Raw genomic sequence first — 19,145 nt, 5'->3', positions numbered from 1 at the left:
AAAAATTCGGCCAAGCAGGCCCGCCGGGCCATTGCTTCCAGCGTTACTACTGCGTGGACAGGTGCACCATTGGTTGGCAGGAACGGACGCTTTTACTTGCTCGATGTGATTACCACACCCCTCCCAGGTGGTCTTTCCACAGTTTTTACATTTCACAGGACGACACATAGAAATTCTCCCTTCGTTCATATACCCCATGGGGTATAACGCTTACCATCCCCAATATACCCCTGGGGGTATAATGGCGTCAAGGGTTCCCTGTTAGAACAAATGGAAACCGACATCACAGAAATGCGAAAACCCCAGCCGAAGCTGGGCTTATTCGGTGCTTTCGCCATTAGTTTTCAGCGATGCCGCAGGGCCTACTCCACTACAGAGTTAGCACCCACGGCATGGTCGAAGAGGTCCGGCAGGGTGGCGGACCAAGCGGCGACCAGCTGGGAGATGGCGACAGACTCGCCGCCGAGGGTGAGGGCGCCGGTTTCGGTGGTCTCGCCAACGATGGCGGCTGGGATGCCCAGCTCGCCGGCGCGGGCGAGGACCTGATCGGCGCGGTCAGCGGTGGTGGCCACGAGCACGCGGGAGGCGGACTCGGAGAAGGCGGCGACGAACTCGGGTGCTGTTGCAAAGTTCGGGCGACAGGAAGACCTGCGTGAAATAATCACAGCCATGGGCATCTTCTCCGGTCGTCATTTCCCCCGTGAAATCATCCTGTGGGCGGTCCGGTGGTACTGCCGCTACGGGCTCAGCTACCGCGATCTGGAAGAAATGATGACTTCAGCGGGGCGTACCGGTCGATCACAGCACCATCTACCACTGGGTCCAGAAATATGCTCCTGAGCTGGACAAGCAAACACGGTGGTACCGGCAGGTACCTTACTGGCAGGCTAGTTCTTGGCGGGTGGATGAGACCTATATCCGGGTCGGGGAAAGTGGTGCTACCTCTATCGGGCGATCACCGACGGTGGTCAGACCCTGGACTTTTACCTCTCTTCGAAGCGGAACGTGGCCGCAGCGAAGCGTTTCCTGGCCAAGACCCTGAGGTCGAACACGATAACCGGGTTCCCGCGGGTGATCAACACCGATAAAGCACCCTCCCTGGCCAGGGCAATCGCCGAGTTGAAGTCAGAGGGAATCTGCCCGCAGACCGTGGAACACCGGCAGGTGAAATACCTCAATAACGTCATTGAAGGAGATCATGGGCGGCTGAAACGGATCCTCGGGCCGAAAGGCGCGTTTAAGAACCGGACATCTGTATATCGGACGTTGAAAGGGATGGAGGCGATGCACTCATTGCGGAAAGGCCAGGGCGCGATGTTTGCCTACGGGCAACCGAACCCGGATGCGGTGATCGTCAGCCGGGTCTTCCAGAAGATCTAAGCAGGCTGGGCCATAATGCTGGCCAGGCGACGAAGAAAGGAGTGTTCGCGGTTCTCCACCCAACTTTGCAACAGCACCTCTTCGACCTCCTCCGATGGTGCTTCATCACACAATGATTCTAAACTTCAGGTGTAACTGGCTCCTGTAGGTGACTGATGATGGTGGCAGCAACTACGAGCGCTGCGGCACCGAAGACTCCACCGGCGACCGCGACGGCTGTGTGGAAGCCTGTGAGGAACGCTCCACTGGCGACCATTTCGCCGAGGACTGCGACGCCGACGACGCTGCCGGTCTGGCGGGCGGCATTGATGACTCCTCCTGCGATGCCGACATGTTCCGGCGGGGCCGAGGCCACTGCGGCCGAGGTCGCGGCCGGCATCGCGAAGGCCATCCCGAATCCAGCCGTGAAGGTCAACACCGCGACCACCACGTAAGGGGTTTCTGCGGTGAGCAGCACGAGGCTGCTGAAGCCGATCGTGCCGACTACCAGGCCGGTGAGCATGGTGGGGAACGCGCCCCACCGGGCGACGGCACGGCCGCCCAGCGGTGACGCGACCACGGCGCTGCACGCCTGTGGTGCCAGCGCGAGGCCTGCCAGCCACGGCTCGTATCCCAGGTACTGCTGGAAGAAGAGGGAGAGCACGAAGAGTTGTCCGAAGAAGCTGATGTTGAGCGCGAGCCCTACCATTGCGGCCACGGAGAACCGGGCACGAGTGAACAAGGCCATCGGCAGCATTGGGTCCGGGTGTCGTCGCTCTGCGATGATGAACAGGGCGAGGAAGACGCCCCCGGCGATCAGCACGGCTACCTGCCAGGGTGACCATCCGTGTTCGCCTGCGGTGATGACTGCATAGGTTACTGCCACCAACGTGAGCATGGAGAGCACCTGTCCGGGTAGGTCCACCCGTCTCGCGCGACTGCTCGTGAGCGCGGGAATTGCCCACAAGGTGAGCAGACAGCCGATAGCGACGATGGGGAGGTTGACCCAGAACACCGCCCGCCACCCGATCGTCGACACCAGCGCTCCGCCCAGGACCGGTCCGATCGCGGCGGCAACACCTCCTGCGCCGCCCCACAGCCCGATGGCGCGTGCTCGTTCCTTCGGATCGTCGTACACAGCCGACAGCAATGCCAGAGAGCCTGGCACGATCGCTGCCGCGCCCACGCCCTGGACGGCGCGACCAGCGACGAGGAACCCGCCTGTGGGAGCGAGGGCGCACACGGCCGAGAGCACAGCAAAGACCACCAGGCCAGCGAGGTAGACCCTGCGGGCCCCGAGACGGTCGCATGCGGCCCCAGCTGTGAGAAGGAACGCGGCGAACACGAGGGTGTAAGCGTCGACGACCCACTGCAGTGAGCCCACGGTCGTGTCGAGGTCAGTGCCGATCTCGGCGAGGGCGACATTGACGATGGTCGTATCGAGCATGACGATGAAGAAACCGAGGAGGGTCGCGACCAGCGCCGTGCGCCGATGCGCGGTCATACGCGAGACTCCAGCGAAGCCTCGGCGGGCGGGTGGCCGAAGTAGGTGCGCTTGCTCAGGTCTTGATCCCAGGTCCGGTAGGACCGGTCCAGCAGTGTCGGCAGCACCAGATCGAACAGGCGCCAGGACGCGGCGAAGTGCATGTCCCGGATCTCCCTGGCCGTCTCTCCCCCGGTGAGCGCGAGGAGTTGCTGGGCGACGAGGGGGCCCTCGTCGAGCCAACCCAGGTTGCGGTCAACGCGTTCCCAGTAGAAGTCCTCATCGTAGTGCCCGCGTAGCCGTTGGCGGTCCCCGTTCATCGCGATCGCTCCCTTCGTCTCCTGATGCAATGAATCTGGTGAGTTCAGACTACGCCAGCGATTGTTCGGTCGTCACCGAACAGTTCCGGGTGCATACTGGAGGCATGGTTGCGCGCGTGTTTCCTGAAGCGGTCCCGGATATCTCGACAGTCGCGTCGGCTCTGGCTGACTCGTCGCGGGCGGCCATGTGTGCTGCGCTCATGGACGGGCGGGCCTGGACGGTTGGTGAACTGGGCAGGTACGCGGGCCTGGCCCGGTCGACGGCGAGCGAGCATGTTGACGTGCTCGTCACCCACGGTCTCGTCCACGACATTCGGCAGGGCCGGCACCGCTACATTCGCCTGGCCGGGGAAGACATCGCACGAGTGGTCGAGAGCCTTGGCGTGGTCGCCCGCTCGCCCCTGCCCACTCCTCACAGCCTCAGCGCGTCACGGGCGAATGCGAACCTACGTGAAGGCCGCACCTGTTATCAGCACCTCGCCGGTAAGCTCGGGGTGCGCCTGGCTGAACAACTGGAAGAGCACGAGTTCATCGACTCGCACTGTCAGGTCACTAATCAAGGTCATCGCTTGTTCATACAGTGGGGTGTGCCCCCGAAGATGCTCGACACGGGCAGGTCGTGCATGGACTCCACCGAACGCCGCTTCCACCTCGCCGGCCCTCTCGGCACGGGAATCTGCAAGACTCTGCTGGATAAGGAATGGCTTTCCCGCAGGGGTCGTACCCGGGCCGTGCGTCTCACTCCCGCCGGGCGGGCAGCGCTCAACGACGCGGGGATCTCCCTCAATTGCCCGACAGCCGTCCCTGAGGGTGCTGTTGCAAAGTTGGGGCAGTAGGAAGAGCGACGTGATGTAATCACAGCCATGGGTATCTTCTCCGGTCGTCATTCCCCCCGTGACATCATTCTGTGGGCAGTGCGGTGGTACTGCCGCTACGGGCTCAGCTACCGCGATCTGGAAGAAATGATGACTTCAGCGGGGCGTACCGGTCGATCACAGCACCATCTACCACTGGGTCCAGAAATATGCTCCTGAGCTGGACAAGCAGACCCGGTGGTACCGACAAGTCCCGGATTGGCAGGCCCGGTCCTGGCGGGTGGACGAGACCTATATCCGGGTCGGGGGAAAGTGGTGCTACCTCTATCGGGCGATCACCGACGGTGGTCAGACCCTGGACTTTTACCTCTCTTCGAAGCGGAACGTGGCCGCAGCGAAGCGTTTCCTGGCCAAGACCCTGAGGTCGAACACGATAACCGGGTTCCCGCGGGTGATCAACACCGATAAAGCACCCTCCCTGGCCAGGGCAATCGCCGAGTTGAAGTCAGAGGGAATCTGCCCGCAGACCGTGGAACACCGGCAGGTGAAATACCTCAATAACGTCATTGAAGGAGATCATGGGCGGCTGAAACGGATCCTCGGGCCGAAAGGCGCGTTTAAGAACCGGACATCTGCATATCGGACGTTGAAAGGGATGGAGGCGATGCACTCATTGCGGAAAGGGCAAGGCGCGATGTTTGCCTACGGGCAACCTAACCCGGATGCGGTGATCGTCAGCCGGGTGTTCGAGGCTGCCTGAGAACGCCGACCCGCAGCGAGCATCAGAGGATGAAGACTGGGTCGTCACGGCTCTCCGCCTGAAGTTTGCAACAGCACCCATCGTCGTAACTCTTAAACTCAGTATCAAAGCCAAGATCGAGGCGCACCTCATCGCCAGCCATCGCGCGAACGCTAGGCAGATCACCGAACTCGACAGTCGCGGAATCAGCAGCGCCAGCAGAGCCGGTTCCAGATTGACTGCCCGGACACGTCCGGTCAGTTAATCTGCCCGCCCATAGGGTATATTGACCGGATTCTGTTCGAACGGTTTGACCTGCGGGTTTGCGGTCAATGTTCGAATACCCTACGTCATCACTCATTTGAGTGATGACGAGATTCGCGTCACTTTCACCCTCGCGCCAAGCATCAACACGGTGCAAAACGGCGGCCAGATCGGTCAAATCCCCGCGTTGATCTGACGCGAAATCGACCAACGTTACAGACCAGCCGAGCGCATCGTTTTCAATCTGCTGATACCGCTGCAAGACACCATCAGATAGACTGGAGGGTTGAACTGCGATGTTCCAGTCCTCGTTGCAACTACCAGCGGGGGGCTGTTCCCATGCTCATTGGGCATCACCCGCCACGGAGACGGAGTCGCCGTAAATTACCCGTGCTAGCTCAAGGGCGGAAATACGCAGCGTTTTACCATTGCCGCGCGAGCCAGGGACAGCCTGCAGCTCACCACGTGAGAGCATCCTATCGAGTGTGCGACGGGACACACCAGCACGTTCACAGAACTCACCTGCGGTATACGTGCGCAGGAGATCGTTCCTATCCAAAACGATTTCGGACATGCGAAAACCTCGAAGAAGTTAGTTATCCTTCGAGGCCTCACCACGCACCACGCATCTCAGCGTCTAGCGGCACAAGGCTTACTGTTCTGACAGTAGAGACCCAGACGGCCAGTTAATCACCAACGCGACAACATCACGCTGTTAACGTCTGCAAGCCGATTACCCCTGTTGAAGTCTTGGGCGAATTTTCGTATGCCACCAGTGTACCGACAGTGCCGATCAATGTCAATGGTGAACGGTGAGAATCAACCTCCGAACCATCAAGTAGCACGTTTGTAGCACGCAATACAACGATGACACTCGGAACAAGTAAAAACCCACCGTTACCAGTGGGTTTGTGTTGCTCCTCCAACTGGGCTCGAACCAGTGACCCTTCGATTAACAGTCGAATGCTCTGCCAACTGAGCTATGGAGGATTATGCGTATGCTGCCGAGCAAGTGGCCTTGCCCTGTGCAACGAGAAGTAACTATATAAGGTCTTCTCTAAAGATTACAAATCGCCCGCACAATGCCCATTTTGGATGTACTTCGTGTGGCGCTTTTCAGTCCTGTTTTCAAGCAAAGCTAGACTGTCATTAGGTAACACCCGTAGGGAAGAGGTAGAGGTTTCTTCATGTTCGTTGGACACACTCGCTTTAGTCTCTTCGTTCCCGATTCGGCGTCATGGCGTGCGAGTAACGAGCAGACTGGGTTCTCGGAAGACGAGTACCGCGACTACCTCTACGACGATGCACGCTTGTCGTTGCGCACGGACATTTTCCTCAACCACACCGTGCCAACACTAGCGAAGGCCGCCGAAGGTTTCGACGTTAAGCACGTTGTCTCCTTCTCTGAGTCCTTGCCGGAGAAGTTCAAGGAGCAGTTGCAGGAGGCCTCGGACAAATTCGATGTCTTGCACCTCGATGAGCTTCCTGATGGTGATAGCGGATGGACAGCGGTGCGCCGCTGCGTCCAAGCTGCTGGGGTTAAGGGCACGTTCGGCCGCTACCGTCTAGACGACGATGACGTCTTGTCCGCGCACTATTTCCAAACCACTGCGCCCTATATCAAGCCGGAGTTTGAAGGCATGCTAGTCAGCATGCCACTCGGCATTGAGGCGGTTTACGCGGATGGTCAGTTCTTTCACCTGCGCGAGGCTCACACGCCGATGAATTCGATGGGCTTGATGTCTATCTGCTCGGTGAAGGAAAACGGCACCGTCGAGGAGCCTCAGAGTGGGCCGCACGACAAATCAGACCGCTATGCGCCCGTGGTTCTGGACGCCTCCCAGGTAGGTTACTTACGCGCTATCCACGCAGGGCAAGACAATGCCATGCGCCATGAGCCAGGCGTGGTTATGGCGCGCCTGATGGAGAACATGGCGGCTTTCCCTCCGTTTACAGATGTAGCTGCCCTTGAGTCGGCCTTTCCCTCGGTTGCCAAGCAGATGCAGAGCACGAGCAAATCGCTAAGTATTGATGGCACCGTTGGCAGCGGCCAGCACTACCTTCTTCAGCCTGCCAGCGGGGATGTCAGCTTCGTCATCCACGGCGAGTCGGATGATGAGCTCGATAATGAGCTCCTTGTGAGCCTGTGGATCGAAGATTCCCGTGGGCGACGCGTTCCCTCCTACAAGTCAGTCGAGGGGTTTGCTGCCTCCAATAACCCAAGCATCGGGCATTTCGCCTACGTTCCCACGGAGAGCGGAACCTTTCGGACCTTGGTGAGCCTTCATTTGGAGCACGGCTACATCCTTCGAGGCTTCCGAATTCTGGCGCAAAGCGAGCGGGCCGAGGGGGTTCGGGTCGCAAAGATCGTCTTACAGCAGCGTGGCGGGAACGCGCGCTTCGTCAGTCAGGAGAGCTGGAATTCGGCGCGAAGCCAAGGCGTACGTGGCCTAGTTGACCAAGCCATCGATAGCGTTTATCAGAATCGGACGAGCATCGTGTCTAACGTGCGCAGCGTTCTTGGGGAAGACCGTGCCAATAAAGTCATCGTGCGCTTGGACCAGCTGAACAAGAAGCTACGCAACTAGGGGGCGGCCCTAATCTGAGCTGGCAAACACCTCATCCTCGAAGAGTCGCTCCCAATCGCCAGCGAGTGATGCTGCGTAGCCGAGAATTCCGGTGAGAAGCAATTGTGGGGCAGGGGCATGGCCTTCGCCCCAATCCCCGAGGAGAAGCCTCCACTGCTGTGGGCGCTCAGCCACTGCCTGGGACCATGGAAGGTAATGCTGGGTGTAGTGCAGCTCATCATCCTTGTTTTGAAGGTAAGCCACGCAATTATCGAAACCCTTGCCGTATTCAGTAACCAAGTCAAAGGTCATGGTGGTCTCGGAAAGCTTCCGGCTGCTCCAGCACTTCTTGCGGTATGCCTTTACCTGCGGCTCATGGTAGCGCCCGATATGAGTTTGGGGGTTTGACACCACGGCTAATGAACCGGGAAAGCGGTGTGAAAAATACAGCGCGGCAAAGCCGCCGGCTGATGCGCCGAAGAAGATTGCCTTCTTGCCTAGCACCCCAGCAGGTGCACCGGGATAGAAGCTAGCGAAAATATGTGTTAGGCAGGAAGTAAGGTCCTCCTGAAATGGGCGTGACTCATCACCTGTGAACCACCCAATGCTTGCGCCCTGGTCGAGCGATGGGTCGGAAATGTACACCACGTTCGCATCAATGCCTTCAACCATCTGCCTCCCTATGAAGACTGGGAGAGTAGTCTTGGTCGGGTCGATGGCTGCGTGAAACAGCACGATAGTGACATCGGCACCACGATCCTCAATGAGCACGTCCATGAATGCAGTGCCGTAGCGAATCGAAATGGTCTCGGCTTCCTCAGAAGAGCTATCGGGCACGGGTGAGCTGAGAAATTCCTCGACAGAATCGAAAAAAGTAGTTGAAGCGCCGTAGCGTGCGTAGTTTCTCCTCAGAGCCATAGTTTGTCAGCTTATCGTGCCGAGGCACCATGAGGCATTTTGCGGGCAGCGGGCATAGCCCCATCCATGGAAACTAATCGGAGGGAAGCCTAAACTTGTCCTCGATTTTTCTATTAGTGAGACTGTCGTGTCTGCTCAATGTAATCGCGTGCTACCGTTGACTGAGCACAGTAGCGAGAAAGGTAAAGAATGACGCCTCAGGAAAATGCTGCCAATAGCTTTGACAAAGTTTGCGTTGTAGGCCTCGGATATATCGGTCTGCCTACGGCAGCTTTTATCGCCTCAAAGGGTGTCAAAGTCGTCGGTGTTGACGTAAATGAGCGTTTCGTCAAGCTTATTAATGAAGGCAAAGTGCCCTTCTTTGAGCCGGGGTTCGAAGAGCTTCTGGCCAAGGTGGTGGAGGAAGGAAACCTCGTCGCACAAGCTGAGCAGGTCGAAGCTGACGCTTACATTGTTTGCGTGCCAACACCTTTCCAGGACAATCACGAGGTAGATACCAAGTACATTCGTGCGGCTTCTGAGGCGCTTGCACCGCACCTTCGCCCTGGCGCGCTTGTCGTTCTGGAGTCGACTTCCCCTCCGGGTACTACTGAGGATATGGCGAATCACCTCATTGAGCTTCGCCCGGATCTATCCCTTGACGATGAAGATGACAACGCCATCTTCGTAGCTCACTGCCCAGAGCGAGTTCTTCCCGGCCAGATCATGGAAGAAATGGAAAACAATGACCGTGTTATCGGTGGTTTGACCCCCAAGGGCACTGAGCTTGCGCGTGACCTGTACGCAACGTTCTGTACAGCAGAGCTTCTTATGACCAACGCCACGACCGCAGAGATGGCAAAGCTTACGGAGAACTCCTTCCGTGACGTCAACATTGCGTTCGCTAATGAGCTATCCCTGATCTGCGACCGTCTGGGGATTGATGTCTGGGAGCTCATCGAGCTGGCTAATCACCACCCACGCGTGAACATCCTGCAGCCGGGGCCAGGCGTTGGTGGTCACTGCATCGCGGTTGACCCGTGGTTCATTGTGTCGGCGGCGCCAGAGGAAGCCAAGCTCATTAAGCTGGCACGTGATGTCAACGATGGCAAGCCGGAGTGGGTTATTGAGCAAGTAGTCAAGGCTCTTGAGGGCAATGAGAAGCCGGTTGTAACAGCTCTTGGTATTGCTTTTAAGAACGACATCGATGATCTGCGTGAATCGCCTTCGCTGGAAATCGTGAAGCGCCTCGGTGTGGATAACCCAGAGCTCGATATTCGGGTCGTTGAGCCGAATGTCGATGAGCTCCCTGCTGTTCTTTCGAACATTTCCAACTTGACAAAGCAGGACACGAAGGAAGCTATTGCAGCTGCTGACGTAGTTCTCCTCCTCGTTAACCACAAGGAGTTTGTCAATCTCGATCAGTCTGTGCTGGAAGGCAAGACCGTTATTGATACCAAGGGTATTTGGCGTTAAAGAAACATCTTGTGCGGTCTAACTGTAGGCCCGCGCAGGATGTCGAGACTTCGGAAGAACGGCGTAGGATGCGGATTCTAGTCCTCTCCCAGTATTGGGCCCCAGAGAACGGCGTGCCGCAACGCCGATGGTCGTGGCTGACAAAGATTCTCGTCGAGGCTGGGCATGAGGTGGCTGTGATTGCGCCTCCACCTCACTACCAACGTCAAATCCGTTTGAGGCAGTGGCTGTCTAAAGACGCCATCTTTGGCTGCCGCAGAGCTGAGCAAGGAAATTCTGGTGAGAAGATCTTGCGCTCGGGATTCTTCCCTGCTGGTTCTACCCTGACGCGTCGAATATTAAACCAAGCCTCAGTCGCAGCTTCGATGTTGGCAATGCAAGTGACGCACTGGAAGCAAGTTCAGGAAATCTCTCCCGATCTGATTATCGGCACCGTCCCTGCTCTCCCAACATCTGTGGTCACCATGCTGGTCGCACGGCATCTCGGCGTTCCCTATATCGTGGATCTTCGCGATGCATGGCCGGAGCTTCTGCGTGAGAAAGATGACTGGAACTCCGGAACGGGCAGACGCTCGATTCGTGAGGTGGTTTTGAGCAAAGGCCCTTTCCAAGTTTTGACGGCTCTTACTGAGAAGGCCATGATGCGCGCGTTGATCCATGCCAATGGAATTATCACGACCTCCAAGGACCTAGCAACGCACTTGGGTGCCACATTGCCTGCGAAGCGGGACGGTCGTAGGCGCGTTATCCGCACCGTCCGTAATGTATTTCCGGCAAAAACCAAGTATGTCGCTGCGGATATGAGCAGAATAGACCGAGATGAGCTGCACGTCCTCTACGCCGGCACGGTGGGGCGTGCACAACGCATCGATAATGCAGTCAGAGCGGTAAAAATTGCTCAGGATCGCGGTTATAAGGTGCGATTACGCATCGTCGGCGACGGCGCTGCGTGGCTTGCTGTTAGGGACTTGATTCAAAAAACAGGGGCTGACGCCACCATTGAGCACCGCTATCCTGCAGAGGGACTAGAAGAGTTTTATGACTGGGCAGACACAGCCTTGGTCCATCTCACTTCATGGGAGCCTCTAACACGCACGGTGCCTTCAAAGACCTATGAGTTGATGTCGGTTGGCCTCCACATTAGTGGTGTAGTGCAAGGAGAGGCAGCCGCATTGGTTGAGAAACTTGAGGCCGGGCATGTTGTGAAACCTGATGATCCAGAAGCTCTGGCAAACATGTGGATAAGCCTCATGGAGGACCGCTCGAAGCTTCACGTATCCACGGGTGGACGTGAATGGGTTGCCAAACAACGCGATGAAGCCGTTCCGCACGTCATTCGGGAGATCGTAACGAGCGTCATTTCGGAAAAGAACTAGCTGGGCAAGGACAACGTGCCGATGAGAATTGGATCGCTTGATGATTACAAGCCCGCCGATACCGACTATGCAGTGTTCCTGTGCTCTTCAGAGCAGCTCCAGCCCTTGCCCGCCAGCCATGGGACGGTGTTGTTTTGCTTCAGTGAAGAGGAACTGGATAAGGCGGTTAATATGCCGGTGGTGCTTGCCGACGTTCCCGCTGCCCAAGCAACTCCTATTCTCGCTCGGCTCATCCGGGATAGGGGAGTAGTCGAATACTGGGCGCCGCGTTCAGCGGCGGACAACCTTCGTGACCTAGTTGGTAGTGACGTTGCAGTGAGTGGGGCTCTAGGCGTCTCAGGATTGCATATTTCCGAAAGGTGGATTCATCTCAGAGTGGAGGAATCAGTTGGTACGTCCCGGCCCTCCGATGATTTTCTTCGGGGACTTTCCGCGCCTCTTTCGCTGTCCAATGTCGGTCCGCGCGACCAGGGGCCAGCTCCTGATGTCTTAACGCTCCGAGCACTAGTGATCTCACGCGCAGCAACCTTGGTTAAGCCAGTCAAGCAATTCCTACCAAGTTCTGTGGTGGTGTCGCTGTACAAAATGTTGGAGAAGATCCGATGAGTACCAATCTCCCAGGGATCAGCGTCATCATTCCTTCCTATGCGGCTGATTCAACCAACACTGCAAGCTCGGGCCTTACTGTGGCGCTCGCTTCGCTTTCGAATCAAACCTTAAGCACCGATCTCTTCGAGGTCTTAGTCGTCTTCAACGGGCCAGCAGCACTAGATATAGAACTGGATCTGGCAGATCAGTTCCCGCCGCTCAATCTACGGGTACTGCGGACCGAAGCCCCCGGCGCCGGCCGCGCCCGCAACCTTGGTATTGCAAGTGCTGGTCGCCGTTGCGTTACCTTTCTCGATGACGATGACGCCCTTCAACCTCGATTCCTTGAGACGGGGTTAGAGCATGCCCGCAATGGTGTTTGTGTGCTTCTGCCGATTCTCGATAAGGGGCATGATGGGTCCCTTCAAGAGAATTCGCTCAACGCGCGTATATCAACACTTCGCGGAACCACCGTTCCAGTAGCGAGAGCGCCGTGGGCACTGGGCTTTAACGCCTGCAAGGTATTCCCCACGGAGCTGGCCCAACGCTTTCGCTATGAGGAATCGCTGCGTTCGGGTGAGGACGTCGCCTACTTTGCACACTTCCTTGAAGAATCAGGACTCTTGTTCAACGTTCCAGCAGCACCAAGTAGCTCATCGTATTTGAGAACCATCCGACATGATTCTGTGTCGCGCCAGGCCGAGAGCTTTGATTTCAACGTAACGCAGCGCCTCGAATGCATTGCACAGCTCCGAGAAATTCGTGAGGTTGACTCCAAGCAGCAGGCCCTTCAGAAGCTTGAGGACGCCCAATTCGGTTTCATTGAGACTTACCTACGCGCCCATCCGACAGATGTTCAGCGGGCCATCGACACTTCCGTAGATATTGGTGTTCCTGGTTTGCGCTGGGGCGGTTTGCGTACCGATAAAGCGAATCGACTAGTGTTCTCCTACTGTTTCCCACCCTTCGCAGATACTTCGGCTAACGTGACAGCAAAAGTGATTCGGAATGATGCGGAACTTGTTGACGTCTTTTATGCAAATATGGGACGCGTGCGCGGTTTCGATGATTCGACAAAGCTCATCGTCGATCCTTACCTTGTTCATGCTGAAGAGCTCGATGTCGTCGCTTCTTTTGCGCACTGGGGTGCTATCTGTTCATATGCACGACAAGCTGCGAAGAAAGCCGCCAAGCGCGCGAAGGCTTACGGTCCCTATAAATCGATGTATTCGCGCGCTCTTTGGTCTGGTTCTCACGTGGCTGCGGCTTTTTTTAAAGACAACCACCCTGAGACACGATGGGAGGCGGAGTTCTCTGATCCACTCTGCATTGGCGTAGACGGAAAGCCTCGGTCAGGAAAGCTCACTAGGGGAGTGACCACTCACAAGCTTAAGACGATGGTCACGCGATCTGATTGGCCGAACATCTCGTATACCACTCACTTTGAGCTGACTGAATTAGTCACACTGCTGTACGCTGACGAAGTTATCTTCACTAATTCCAATCAGCGACAAGTCATGTTGGAGCGTTATCCCGCCAGCTTCCAAGAGTTCGTGCGCGCTAAGTCGACGATTCGACACCAGGCAGAGCCGACAAAAGAAATGTATCAGCTCGTGGAGGCGGACTATGCCCTCGATGCAGATCGCATCAATATCGGTTACTTTGGCAACTTCTACGCCACCCGCGGAATCGGTGACGTTCTAGCCGCGCTCCAAGACCATCCGGTGCGTAACCAGTTCCGTCTTCATATCTTCACCGCGGCGCCCGAAAAGGTTCGTCGTCAACTGTGGAATCATCCTGCAGCGGAATGCCTCTGCATCAACGGGTATATGCCGTACCTCGAATTCCTCAACGTTTCCGCTCGTTTCGACGCTCTCGTCGTCAACGACACCAACACTGCGGGGACAGCGTTGAGCCTTAACCCATTCCTTCCCTCGAAGTATGCTGACTATGTCGGCAGTGGTGCAGCTGTGTGGGGAATCACCGTAGAGGGCTCGCCTCTGTCGAGTCTTCCACTTGACTTCGCTTCGCAGGCAGGTGACGTTGAACAAGCCCGTAGTGTTCTCGACGAACTTCTTAGACAGACTGAGTACAATCCCCTGTAGCAATTCTCGGCGTCCTCATCGAAGCTCGTAACTTATATGGACGTTCGAACACAATAGATCTGGAAGGGCTGATTCATATTGGCACGCCACAAATGGCGCGGTTCCAAGACTTCACAGCGAGGAGTCGAAGAACTCAATGCCCAGGTAGCGCGACATGAAGGTCGCGTACAGATAGTCAACCCTGAAGGTCTCCATCCGTTGGCTACTCGCCCTACTCTTGGGGAGTACATTTCACAGTTGGTGGACCGACGGCACTTTATCGCCGCAGACGCACGCGCCAAGGCGCTGCGTACAACGCGGGATTATCGTCTTTGGCAGTTGTGGCTTGTGCTAAACCCCTTATTCGATGTCGCGCTCTATGGTTTTCTCTTCGGACTTCTCCTCAAGACCTCTCGTGGTATCGAGAACTTTATCGGTTTTCTTTTCATCGGGATTATCTTCATGTCTATGATGACGGGGCTCATGAACTCTGGCATCAGTCTCATGCAGTCCTCGCGCTCGATGATTCGGGCATTTCAGTTTCCAAGGGCATCAATTCCTTTCTCAACCGCATTGCGTTCACTAATAGATAACGTATTGCCAGCGTGTGTGGCGCTCATAGCGGCTTTTCTTTTTCAGTGGGGAACGTGGCCATCGTGGACTGTAGTTTTTGTGATACCGCTATTCCTTCTAATCCATGTTTTTGGCTGCGGACTAATGATGATCACTGCTCGTCTCACTGCACAGATCCCAGAGGCTAAGACCATTTTAGGACTTCTGACTCGTGGCTTGTTTTTCTTGTCGGGCGTGATGTTTTCAGTCGATAGGTTTGCTGAGCACTCGGTTGTTCACCAGGTAATGACAGCTAATCCATGCTATATATTCCTCACTGCGATCCGAGACAGTACAATTTATCGAACTGCGCCAAGCTTAGAAACTTGGGGACAACTCTTGGCATGGAGCGTAGGCGCATTTGCAGTTGGCTTCATTTTCTTCTGGAGAGCGGAGGATAAGTATGTTCGACTCGTCTAAGTTGCCGGCGGAGCCCGGCAAGTATTTTTATGCGAAGCGGAAAAAAGAAGCACAAATGCGTGAAGAGTCAACGGCTCCTGCTGTGGAGGAATCGGAACCTGACATCAATTATGTAGAGCGGGCAAACGTTGTAGTGGACAATGTATCCAAGAGATACGTGATAAGCCAGGGGCGTTCTTCGGATGCAAGCATGACGCGGGCAGGTCGTGGGAAAACAGTTGTGGACGCTATAGTCGACGCTTCCCTGATCGCCTTGCCAGGGGAGTCGATCGGGATTATCGGACTAAACGGTTCCGGAAAATCAACTTTGCTTAGTATGATTTCCGGAGGGCTCGCTCCTACCTCAGGTCGAATTCTCACTCGCTCGCAACCTACACTCATGGGAGTCTCACCTGCACTTCAACCCGACCTTTCGGGAGAACACAACATCTATTTAGGCTGTCTCGCGCTGGGGATGAGTCCTAATGATGCGAAAGACCAAATTGGAGAGATTGCGGAGTGGACTGAATTGGGCGACGCGATCAAAAGACCGATGAAGACCTATTCATCGGGGATGTCTGCTCGCTTGTCATTCGCGATTTCAACTGCGGTGCGTCCTGAAATCCTGATGATTGATGAAGCACTTTCGACAGGTGATGCTGCTTTCGGAGCTAAGGCGACGGCGCGAATGGAAGAGCTTTTGGAGAGAGCAGGAAATCTATTTCTAGTTTCGCACGCGCTTGGAGAAATTGAGCGAAACTGCAGTCGGGCTATTTGGATTTCAAAGGGGCATATTATTGCCGATGGTCCAACGGATATTGTAGCTACTCAGTACCGAGAGTGGGCAAAGCTCATGGGAAGGGAGAATAAGGAACCTGCGCACGATCTCCTCAGCGACATTAAGCAGAACTTCAAAAAGCCACTCGTCCTACTCGAAAAGTCAGTGCGATGATGATTGTTAGCGCGGAAGACATAGAATTCCTGGATTCGATGCGCGCGGAAACAAGGAAGGAAGGTAGACCGATGGTTCGTCGACGTTTCGCTAAGGAGAGCGAAAATGCTTGACTTTTTTCGACGAGGCAGGGGACTAACATTTCTTGGCGCGCTAGCGGCATTGTTGGCTTCAGTAGCCATAGCTGTGGAGCCGACAGTTATGAAGACTCTCTTGTTCATTGGAGCCGTAGGCGTTTTGTTCTTCTTTCTCTCAATGTGGGTGTCTTCTCAAAAGAAATCAGAGGGGTATACGCGCGAAATTCTACGGCGAGTGAGCAGCTTGGAGCAAGCTAATGAGGAACTACGTGCTGGTCAGAAGAAATATGATCGAGAAGCCCAGCAACGGAATCTTAATGAATTAATTGCTCATGACCCTGAGTCGAAAAACTGGGACGCCGACGCCAAGCAAGGGCTATTATTTGCACCACAGACAGTTACCGCATCTGCAATCTTGGATCGTCCGTCAGCGCAACAAGCAGGACGGCTTGCAGCCATGCAGACAATGGACAGCGATGCGTTTGAGGTTTTGAGGGCTCTCGAAGGTGCTACTGATGAAACTCGTCAGCGGCGCATCGAAGTCATTGGGTCGGATTCTCTTGCAAAATCTTTAGGCGACGTTGGCATTGTGCAAAGAATTGAGGTTCCTCATCAACTTGGTGCGTGCAACAGCGGAACGTCTTATCTAATTGTGGATGAACGAGAATTGGAGTCTGGTGCCTGGGCGGGGACTCTAACATCGCAGTCCACCTCACGGTTCTTAAGCTTGTCGGAACACATACGAAAGGCGCAGGCACGGGGAGTGATTGTCGTAGTAGTAAAGGTACCGCGACAAGACCATTTCTCGAATGAACTAAGACAAATGGCAACAGTTCTTATTGAAGGAACAGAGCCAAACTGGGAGTGGGAAGATGATGTTTATTTGCCAGTTTTGAAGGTCTTGACTTCTGTATTGCGAGGCGAAGAAAGATGAAATCTATCGTCGTTTACGGTGATGTAAACGCAAATGCAATCGATGGTTCGTCGGTGTGGCTAGTCTCTGTTACAAGAGTCCTGTCGCGTTTGTTTGATGAGGTGCATCTCCTCCTGAAGTACGAAGCTGTCGATGGTATACTTCTGAACTCGATCGAAGGCATTTCGAACGTGATGATTCACGCACCTCGTGGTGTTGAAATTGGTGAGGGGCTAACGCCTGAGGCAGCTGCAGATTTTGTAGATTCAGTCGTCGCTGATTCGAATGCGTGCGCTGTCTTGGCGCGCGGGTTTGAGGTTTCCTATCAACTAGGGCTGAAACCGAGAATAGCTGAGCTTTTATGGGCATATGTGACTGATATTCCCTTTCCTCCGAAGAAGCTCTCAGAACGAAATGTAGCTCGGTTGAGAAAGATCGCCATTGCTTCGCGCCGTATTTTGGCACAGACGGAAGCAGCACGCTCGTATTGGGAGGGGATTGTTCCAGAATCAGCGGGGAAGACAGTGTTGATGCCCCCTATGATTCCGAATGAATTGTTCAAGGAGCCTACGGAGGTGTCTGCTCCTGAGAGTTCGCCGCTTCGACTTGTGTATTCAGGGAAGTTAGCGAAAGAGTGGCGGACTCTGGAGATGCTCGAGCTACCGCGAGCATTGAGCAAGCTTGGTGTTTCGGCGACGCTCGAGGTTATCGGATCTAAGATTAATGCGTCGTCTTCGGAGCCTAGCTGGGCTGAGCATATGCGTGAAGCACTTGAGCGTGCGAATTCCGATTCAGCTAGTGGCGTCACATGGGTTGGTGCCTTGTCGCGTGAAGACTCCATGGCAAGAATTAGCGAGGCTGATATTGGCTTCGGCTGGAGAAGCGAAGAGCTCGACTCCAGTCTTGAGATTTCTACAAAGGCTCTCGAATATGGAGCTGTCGGTACGGCGCCTCTAATCAATCGGACGACCGACCATTGTGCGGTATGGGGTGAAGACTACCCCTTCTATGTCAGAGCCGGCGATTCGATTGATGAGATTGCACAGACTATTGCAAGCAATCTGGGGCAGATTCAGGTGGCCCAACGTGTAGCTTTCGCCGCCAGTGCTGAATACTCGATGGATGCGGCTGAAACTCGTTTGGGAAGTGCCTTCTCTCGTGCTATCGAAATGAACGCTCCGACAAACGAGGACAGTGTGCGTCCTTGTCGTGTTGTGGTAGCTTCACATGACCTCAAGTTCATGGGTGAGCTCATGGACTATTTGCAGCGTTCGTCAAAGTTTGACGTAAAGCAGGACAGATGGACGACACTGCACGATCATGATCCTGAACAGAGTCGTTTGCTTGCAGAGTGGGCAGATGTGGTGTTTTGCGAGTGGGCTGGCCCGTCGCTGGCTTGGTACTCCGCCCATAAGCCTGAATCTACGCGTTTGGTTTCACGTCTGCACCGGTTCGAACTGAATGGGCCGTGGATGTCTAAGGTCCAATGGACTAATGTTGACACCCTTGTTTTCGTCTCTGAATGGGTACGCACAATGGCAAGGGAAAAATTCGACCTAAGTACGGTCAACACTGTAGTTTTGCCCAATACAGTAGATTTGTCCGACTTCGATCGGCCAAAGCTTGAAAGTGCTCGTTTCACTTTGGGAATGGTTGGCTTTGTCCCATTCCTCAAACGTCCTGATCGTGCCATCGATCTTATCGAAAAGCTCGTAGAGGAAGATGATCGCTACATTCTGCGGTTTAAAGGGCGACTGCCATGGGATTATCCACATGTATGGAATTCCTCGATCCAAAAGCAGCTGTACCTTGAATTCTTCAACAGAGTCTCGTCTTCCTCTCGTCTCAGACCCCGTGTAGTCTTCGATGGATTTGGCGCAGACATCGCAGCATGGAATCGTGGAGTCGGTTTCGTTCTGTCGCCGAGTGAACTAGAGAGTTTTCATCTTGCTCCGGCCGAAGGGATGGCAGCACGAGGGATTCCACTTCTGTGGGAGCGAGAAGGAGTAGAACAAGTCTTTGGAGTCTTTGCCGAGGATATGTCCACCGAACATCATGTAAATACCGTATTGAGCATGCGTGATAAGAAAGTGTTTGCTGCTAGGGGAGAAGAGTGTCGCGAGTTTGCGACTCGCTGGGACACTACAACCGTTCTTCCGTGTTGGGACGAAGTACTGCTTTCCGTTTAGGACGAGAAAGCTCTGACAGTTCGTCGAAAGGAAAG

The 19,145-nt window shown here is 55.2% G+C and carries 15 protein-coding genes, 1 tRNA gene and 4 pseudogenes; 13 read left to right on the top strand and 7 right to left on the bottom strand.

Annotated elements, in window-relative coordinates; genetic code table 11:
• Positions 1-362: 362 nt before the first annotated feature.
• A pseudogene (locus NX84_RS09950) lies at positions 363-614 on the bottom strand (AIR synthase-related protein); the annotation flags it as partial.
• 55 nt (positions 615-669) lie between these two features.
• On the opposite strand from NX84_RS09950, the pseudogene NX84_RS09945 reads away from it, so the two are divergent.
• Positions 670-1,380: pseudogene (locus NX84_RS09945) on the top strand (IS6 family transposase).
• A 118-nt stretch (positions 1,381-1,498) separates the two neighbouring features.
• On the opposite strand, the gene NX84_RS09940 reads toward NX84_RS09945, so the two are convergent.
• Together NX84_RS09940 and NX84_RS09935 are read right to left on the bottom strand one after the other, a co-directional pair.
• Positions 1,499-2,863, bottom strand: coding sequence for an MFS transporter (locus tag NX84_RS09940; protein ID WP_039676317.1), 1,365 nt, complete (start codon positions 2,861-2,863; stop codon positions 1,499-1,501).
• Positions 2,860-3,162, bottom strand: a complete 303-nt coding sequence (locus NX84_RS09935) for a hypothetical protein (protein ID WP_197712571.1) — start codon at positions 3,160-3,162, stop codon at positions 2,860-2,862. The genes NX84_RS09940 and NX84_RS09935 overlap by 4 nt, the downstream gene beginning before the upstream one ends.
• Positions 3,163-3,191: 29 nt before the next feature.
• Here NX84_RS09935 and NX84_RS13310 point away from each other — a divergent pair.
• From NX84_RS13310 to NX84_RS09925, 3 genes and pseudogenes are all read left to right on the top strand, one after another.
• A pseudogene (locus NX84_RS13310) lies at positions 3,192-3,422 on the top strand (transcriptional regulator); the annotation flags it as partial.
• Between the two features lie 363 nt (positions 3,423-3,785).
• Positions 3,786-3,998, top strand: coding sequence for a hypothetical protein (locus NX84_RS13210; RefSeq protein ID WP_231914014.1), 213 nt, complete (start codon positions 3,786-3,788; stop codon positions 3,996-3,998).
• A 27-nt stretch (positions 3,999-4,025) separates the two neighbouring features.
• Positions 4,026-4,737 (top strand): annotated as a pseudogene (locus NX84_RS09925) (IS6 family transposase).
• 22 nt (positions 4,738-4,759) lie between these two features.
• Here NX84_RS09925 and NX84_RS12810 read toward each other — a convergent pair.
• From NX84_RS12810 to NX84_RS09910, 3 genes are all read right to left on the bottom strand, one after another.
• Entirely contained in the window at positions 4,760-5,242 is a 483-nt protein-coding gene (locus NX84_RS12810) for a hypothetical protein (RefSeq protein ID WP_039676314.1), read from the bottom strand.
• An 81-nt stretch (positions 5,243-5,323) separates the two neighbouring features.
• The gene (locus tag NX84_RS09915) at positions 5,324-5,554 is read right to left on the bottom strand and encodes a helix-turn-helix domain-containing protein (RefSeq protein WP_039676313.1); all 231 of its coding nucleotides are present in this window, start codon (positions 5,552-5,554) and stop codon (positions 5,324-5,326) included.
• Positions 5,555-5,897: 343 nt separating this feature from the next.
• Positions 5,898-5,970 (bottom strand) — tRNA-Asn (locus tag NX84_RS09910).
• A 197-nt stretch (positions 5,971-6,167) separates the two neighbouring features.
• On the opposite strand from NX84_RS09910, the gene NX84_RS09905 reads away from it, so the two are divergent.
• Positions 6,168-7,568, top strand: a complete 1,401-nt coding sequence (locus NX84_RS09905) for a glycosyltransferase (protein WP_039676312.1) — start codon at positions 6,168-6,170, stop codon at positions 7,566-7,568.
• A gap of 9 nt (positions 7,569-7,577) precedes the next feature.
• On the opposite strand, the gene NX84_RS09900 is transcribed toward NX84_RS09905, so the two are convergent.
• Positions 7,578-8,465 carry a hypothetical protein gene (locus tag NX84_RS09900; protein ID WP_126297614.1) on the bottom strand — a complete coding sequence of 296 codons (888 nt, stop codon included), beginning with the start codon at positions 8,463-8,465 and terminating at the stop codon, positions 7,578-7,580.
• A gap of 189 nt (positions 8,466-8,654) precedes the next feature.
• Here NX84_RS09900 and wecC point away from each other — a divergent pair, with 189 nt between their 5' ends.
• The 8 genes from wecC to NX84_RS09860 all read left to right on the top strand — a co-directional run bounded on the left by wecC (position 8,655) and on the right by NX84_RS09860 (position 19,110).
• The gene (gene wecC, locus NX84_RS09895; RefSeq protein ID WP_039676310.1) at positions 8,655-9,920 is read left to right on the top strand and encodes a UDP-N-acetyl-D-mannosamine dehydrogenase; all 1,266 of its coding nucleotides are present in this window, start codon (positions 8,655-8,657) and stop codon (positions 9,918-9,920) included.
• Positions 9,921-10,033: 113 nt separating this feature from the next.
• The gene (locus NX84_RS09890; RefSeq protein ID WP_231913785.1) at positions 10,034-11,296 is read left to right on the top strand and encodes a glycosyltransferase family 4 protein; all 1,263 of its coding nucleotides are present in this window, start codon (positions 10,034-10,036) and stop codon (positions 11,294-11,296) included.
• Between the two features lie 21 nt (positions 11,297-11,317).
• The gene (locus NX84_RS09885; protein ID WP_039676308.1) at positions 11,318-11,902 is read left to right on the top strand and encodes a hypothetical protein; all 585 of its coding nucleotides are present in this window, start codon (positions 11,318-11,320) and stop codon (positions 11,900-11,902) included.
• Entirely contained in the window at positions 11,899-13,989 is a 2,091-nt protein-coding gene (locus tag NX84_RS09880; RefSeq protein WP_039676307.1) for a glycosyltransferase, read from the top strand. The genes NX84_RS09885 and NX84_RS09880 overlap by 4 nt, the downstream gene beginning before the upstream one ends.
• A 198-nt stretch (positions 13,990-14,187) precedes the next feature.
• Complete coding sequence (locus NX84_RS09875) at positions 14,188-15,000, top strand: ABC transporter permease (RefSeq protein WP_052319754.1); 813 nt, start codon at positions 14,188-14,190, stop codon at positions 14,998-15,000.
• On the top strand, positions 14,984-15,931 hold the full coding sequence (locus NX84_RS09870; protein ID WP_111689380.1) for an ABC transporter ATP-binding protein: 948 nt from the start codon (positions 14,984-14,986) through the stop codon (positions 15,929-15,931). Before NX84_RS09875 ends, NX84_RS09870 begins: the two co-directional genes overlap by 17 nt.
• 105 nt (positions 15,932-16,036) lie before the next feature.
• The gene (locus NX84_RS09865) at positions 16,037-16,942 is read left to right on the top strand and encodes a hypothetical protein (RefSeq protein WP_039676306.1); all 906 of its coding nucleotides are present in this window, start codon (positions 16,037-16,039) and stop codon (positions 16,940-16,942) included.
• Positions 16,939-19,110, top strand: coding sequence for a glycosyltransferase family protein (locus NX84_RS09860; RefSeq protein WP_052319753.1), 2,172 nt, complete (start codon positions 16,939-16,941; stop codon positions 19,108-19,110). The genes NX84_RS09865 and NX84_RS09860 overlap by 4 nt, the downstream gene beginning before the upstream one ends.
• The last annotated feature ends 35 nt before the right edge of the window (positions 19,111-19,145 follow it).

The organism is Corynebacterium minutissimum (genome assembly GCF_000805675.1).
Lineage (GTDB): Bacteria > Actinomycetota > Actinomycetes > Mycobacteriales > Mycobacteriaceae > Corynebacterium > Corynebacterium minutissimum.
This window is presented reverse-complemented; position numbering and strand designations above follow the sequence as displayed.

Bases quoted from the DNA above. Each gene is read 5' to 3' on its own strand.
- NX84_RS09940 (WP_039676317.1), bottom strand. From the start codon at position 2,863: ATGACCGCGCATCGGCGCACGGCGCTGGTCGCGACCCTCCTCGGTTTC.
- NX84_RS09935 (WP_197712571.1), bottom strand. From the start codon at position 3,162: ATGAACGGGGACCGCCAACGGCTACGCGGGCACTACGATGAGGACTTC.
- NX84_RS13210 (WP_231914014.1), top strand. From the start codon at position 3,786: ATGGACTCCACCGAACGCCGCTTCCACCTCGCCGGCCCTCTCGGCACG.
- NX84_RS09915 (WP_039676313.1), bottom strand. From the start codon at position 5,554: ATGTCCGAAATCGTTTTGGATAGGAACGATCTCCTGCGCACGTATACC.
- NX84_RS09905 (WP_039676312.1), top strand. From the start codon at position 6,168: ATGTTCGTTGGACACACTCGCTTTAGTCTCTTCGTTCCCGATTCGGCG.
- NX84_RS09900 (WP_126297614.1), bottom strand. From the start codon at position 8,465: ATGGCTCTGAGGAGAAACTACGCACGCTACGGCGCTTCAACTACTTTT.
- wecC (WP_039676310.1), top strand. From the start codon at position 8,655: ATGACGCCTCAGGAAAATGCTGCCAATAGCTTTGACAAAGTTTGCGTT.
- NX84_RS09885 (WP_039676308.1), top strand. From the start codon at position 11,318: ATGAGAATTGGATCGCTTGATGATTACAAGCCCGCCGATACCGACTAT.
- NX84_RS09880 (WP_039676307.1), top strand. From the start codon at position 11,899: ATGAGTACCAATCTCCCAGGGATCAGCGTCATCATTCCTTCCTATGCG.
- NX84_RS09870 (WP_111689380.1), top strand. From the start codon at position 14,984: ATGTTCGACTCGTCTAAGTTGCCGGCGGAGCCCGGCAAGTATTTTTAT.
- NX84_RS09865 (WP_039676306.1), top strand. From the start codon at position 16,037: ATGCTTGACTTTTTTCGACGAGGCAGGGGACTAACATTTCTTGGCGCG.
- NX84_RS09860 (WP_052319753.1), top strand. From the start codon at position 16,939: ATGAAATCTATCGTCGTTTACGGTGATGTAAACGCAAATGCAATCGAT.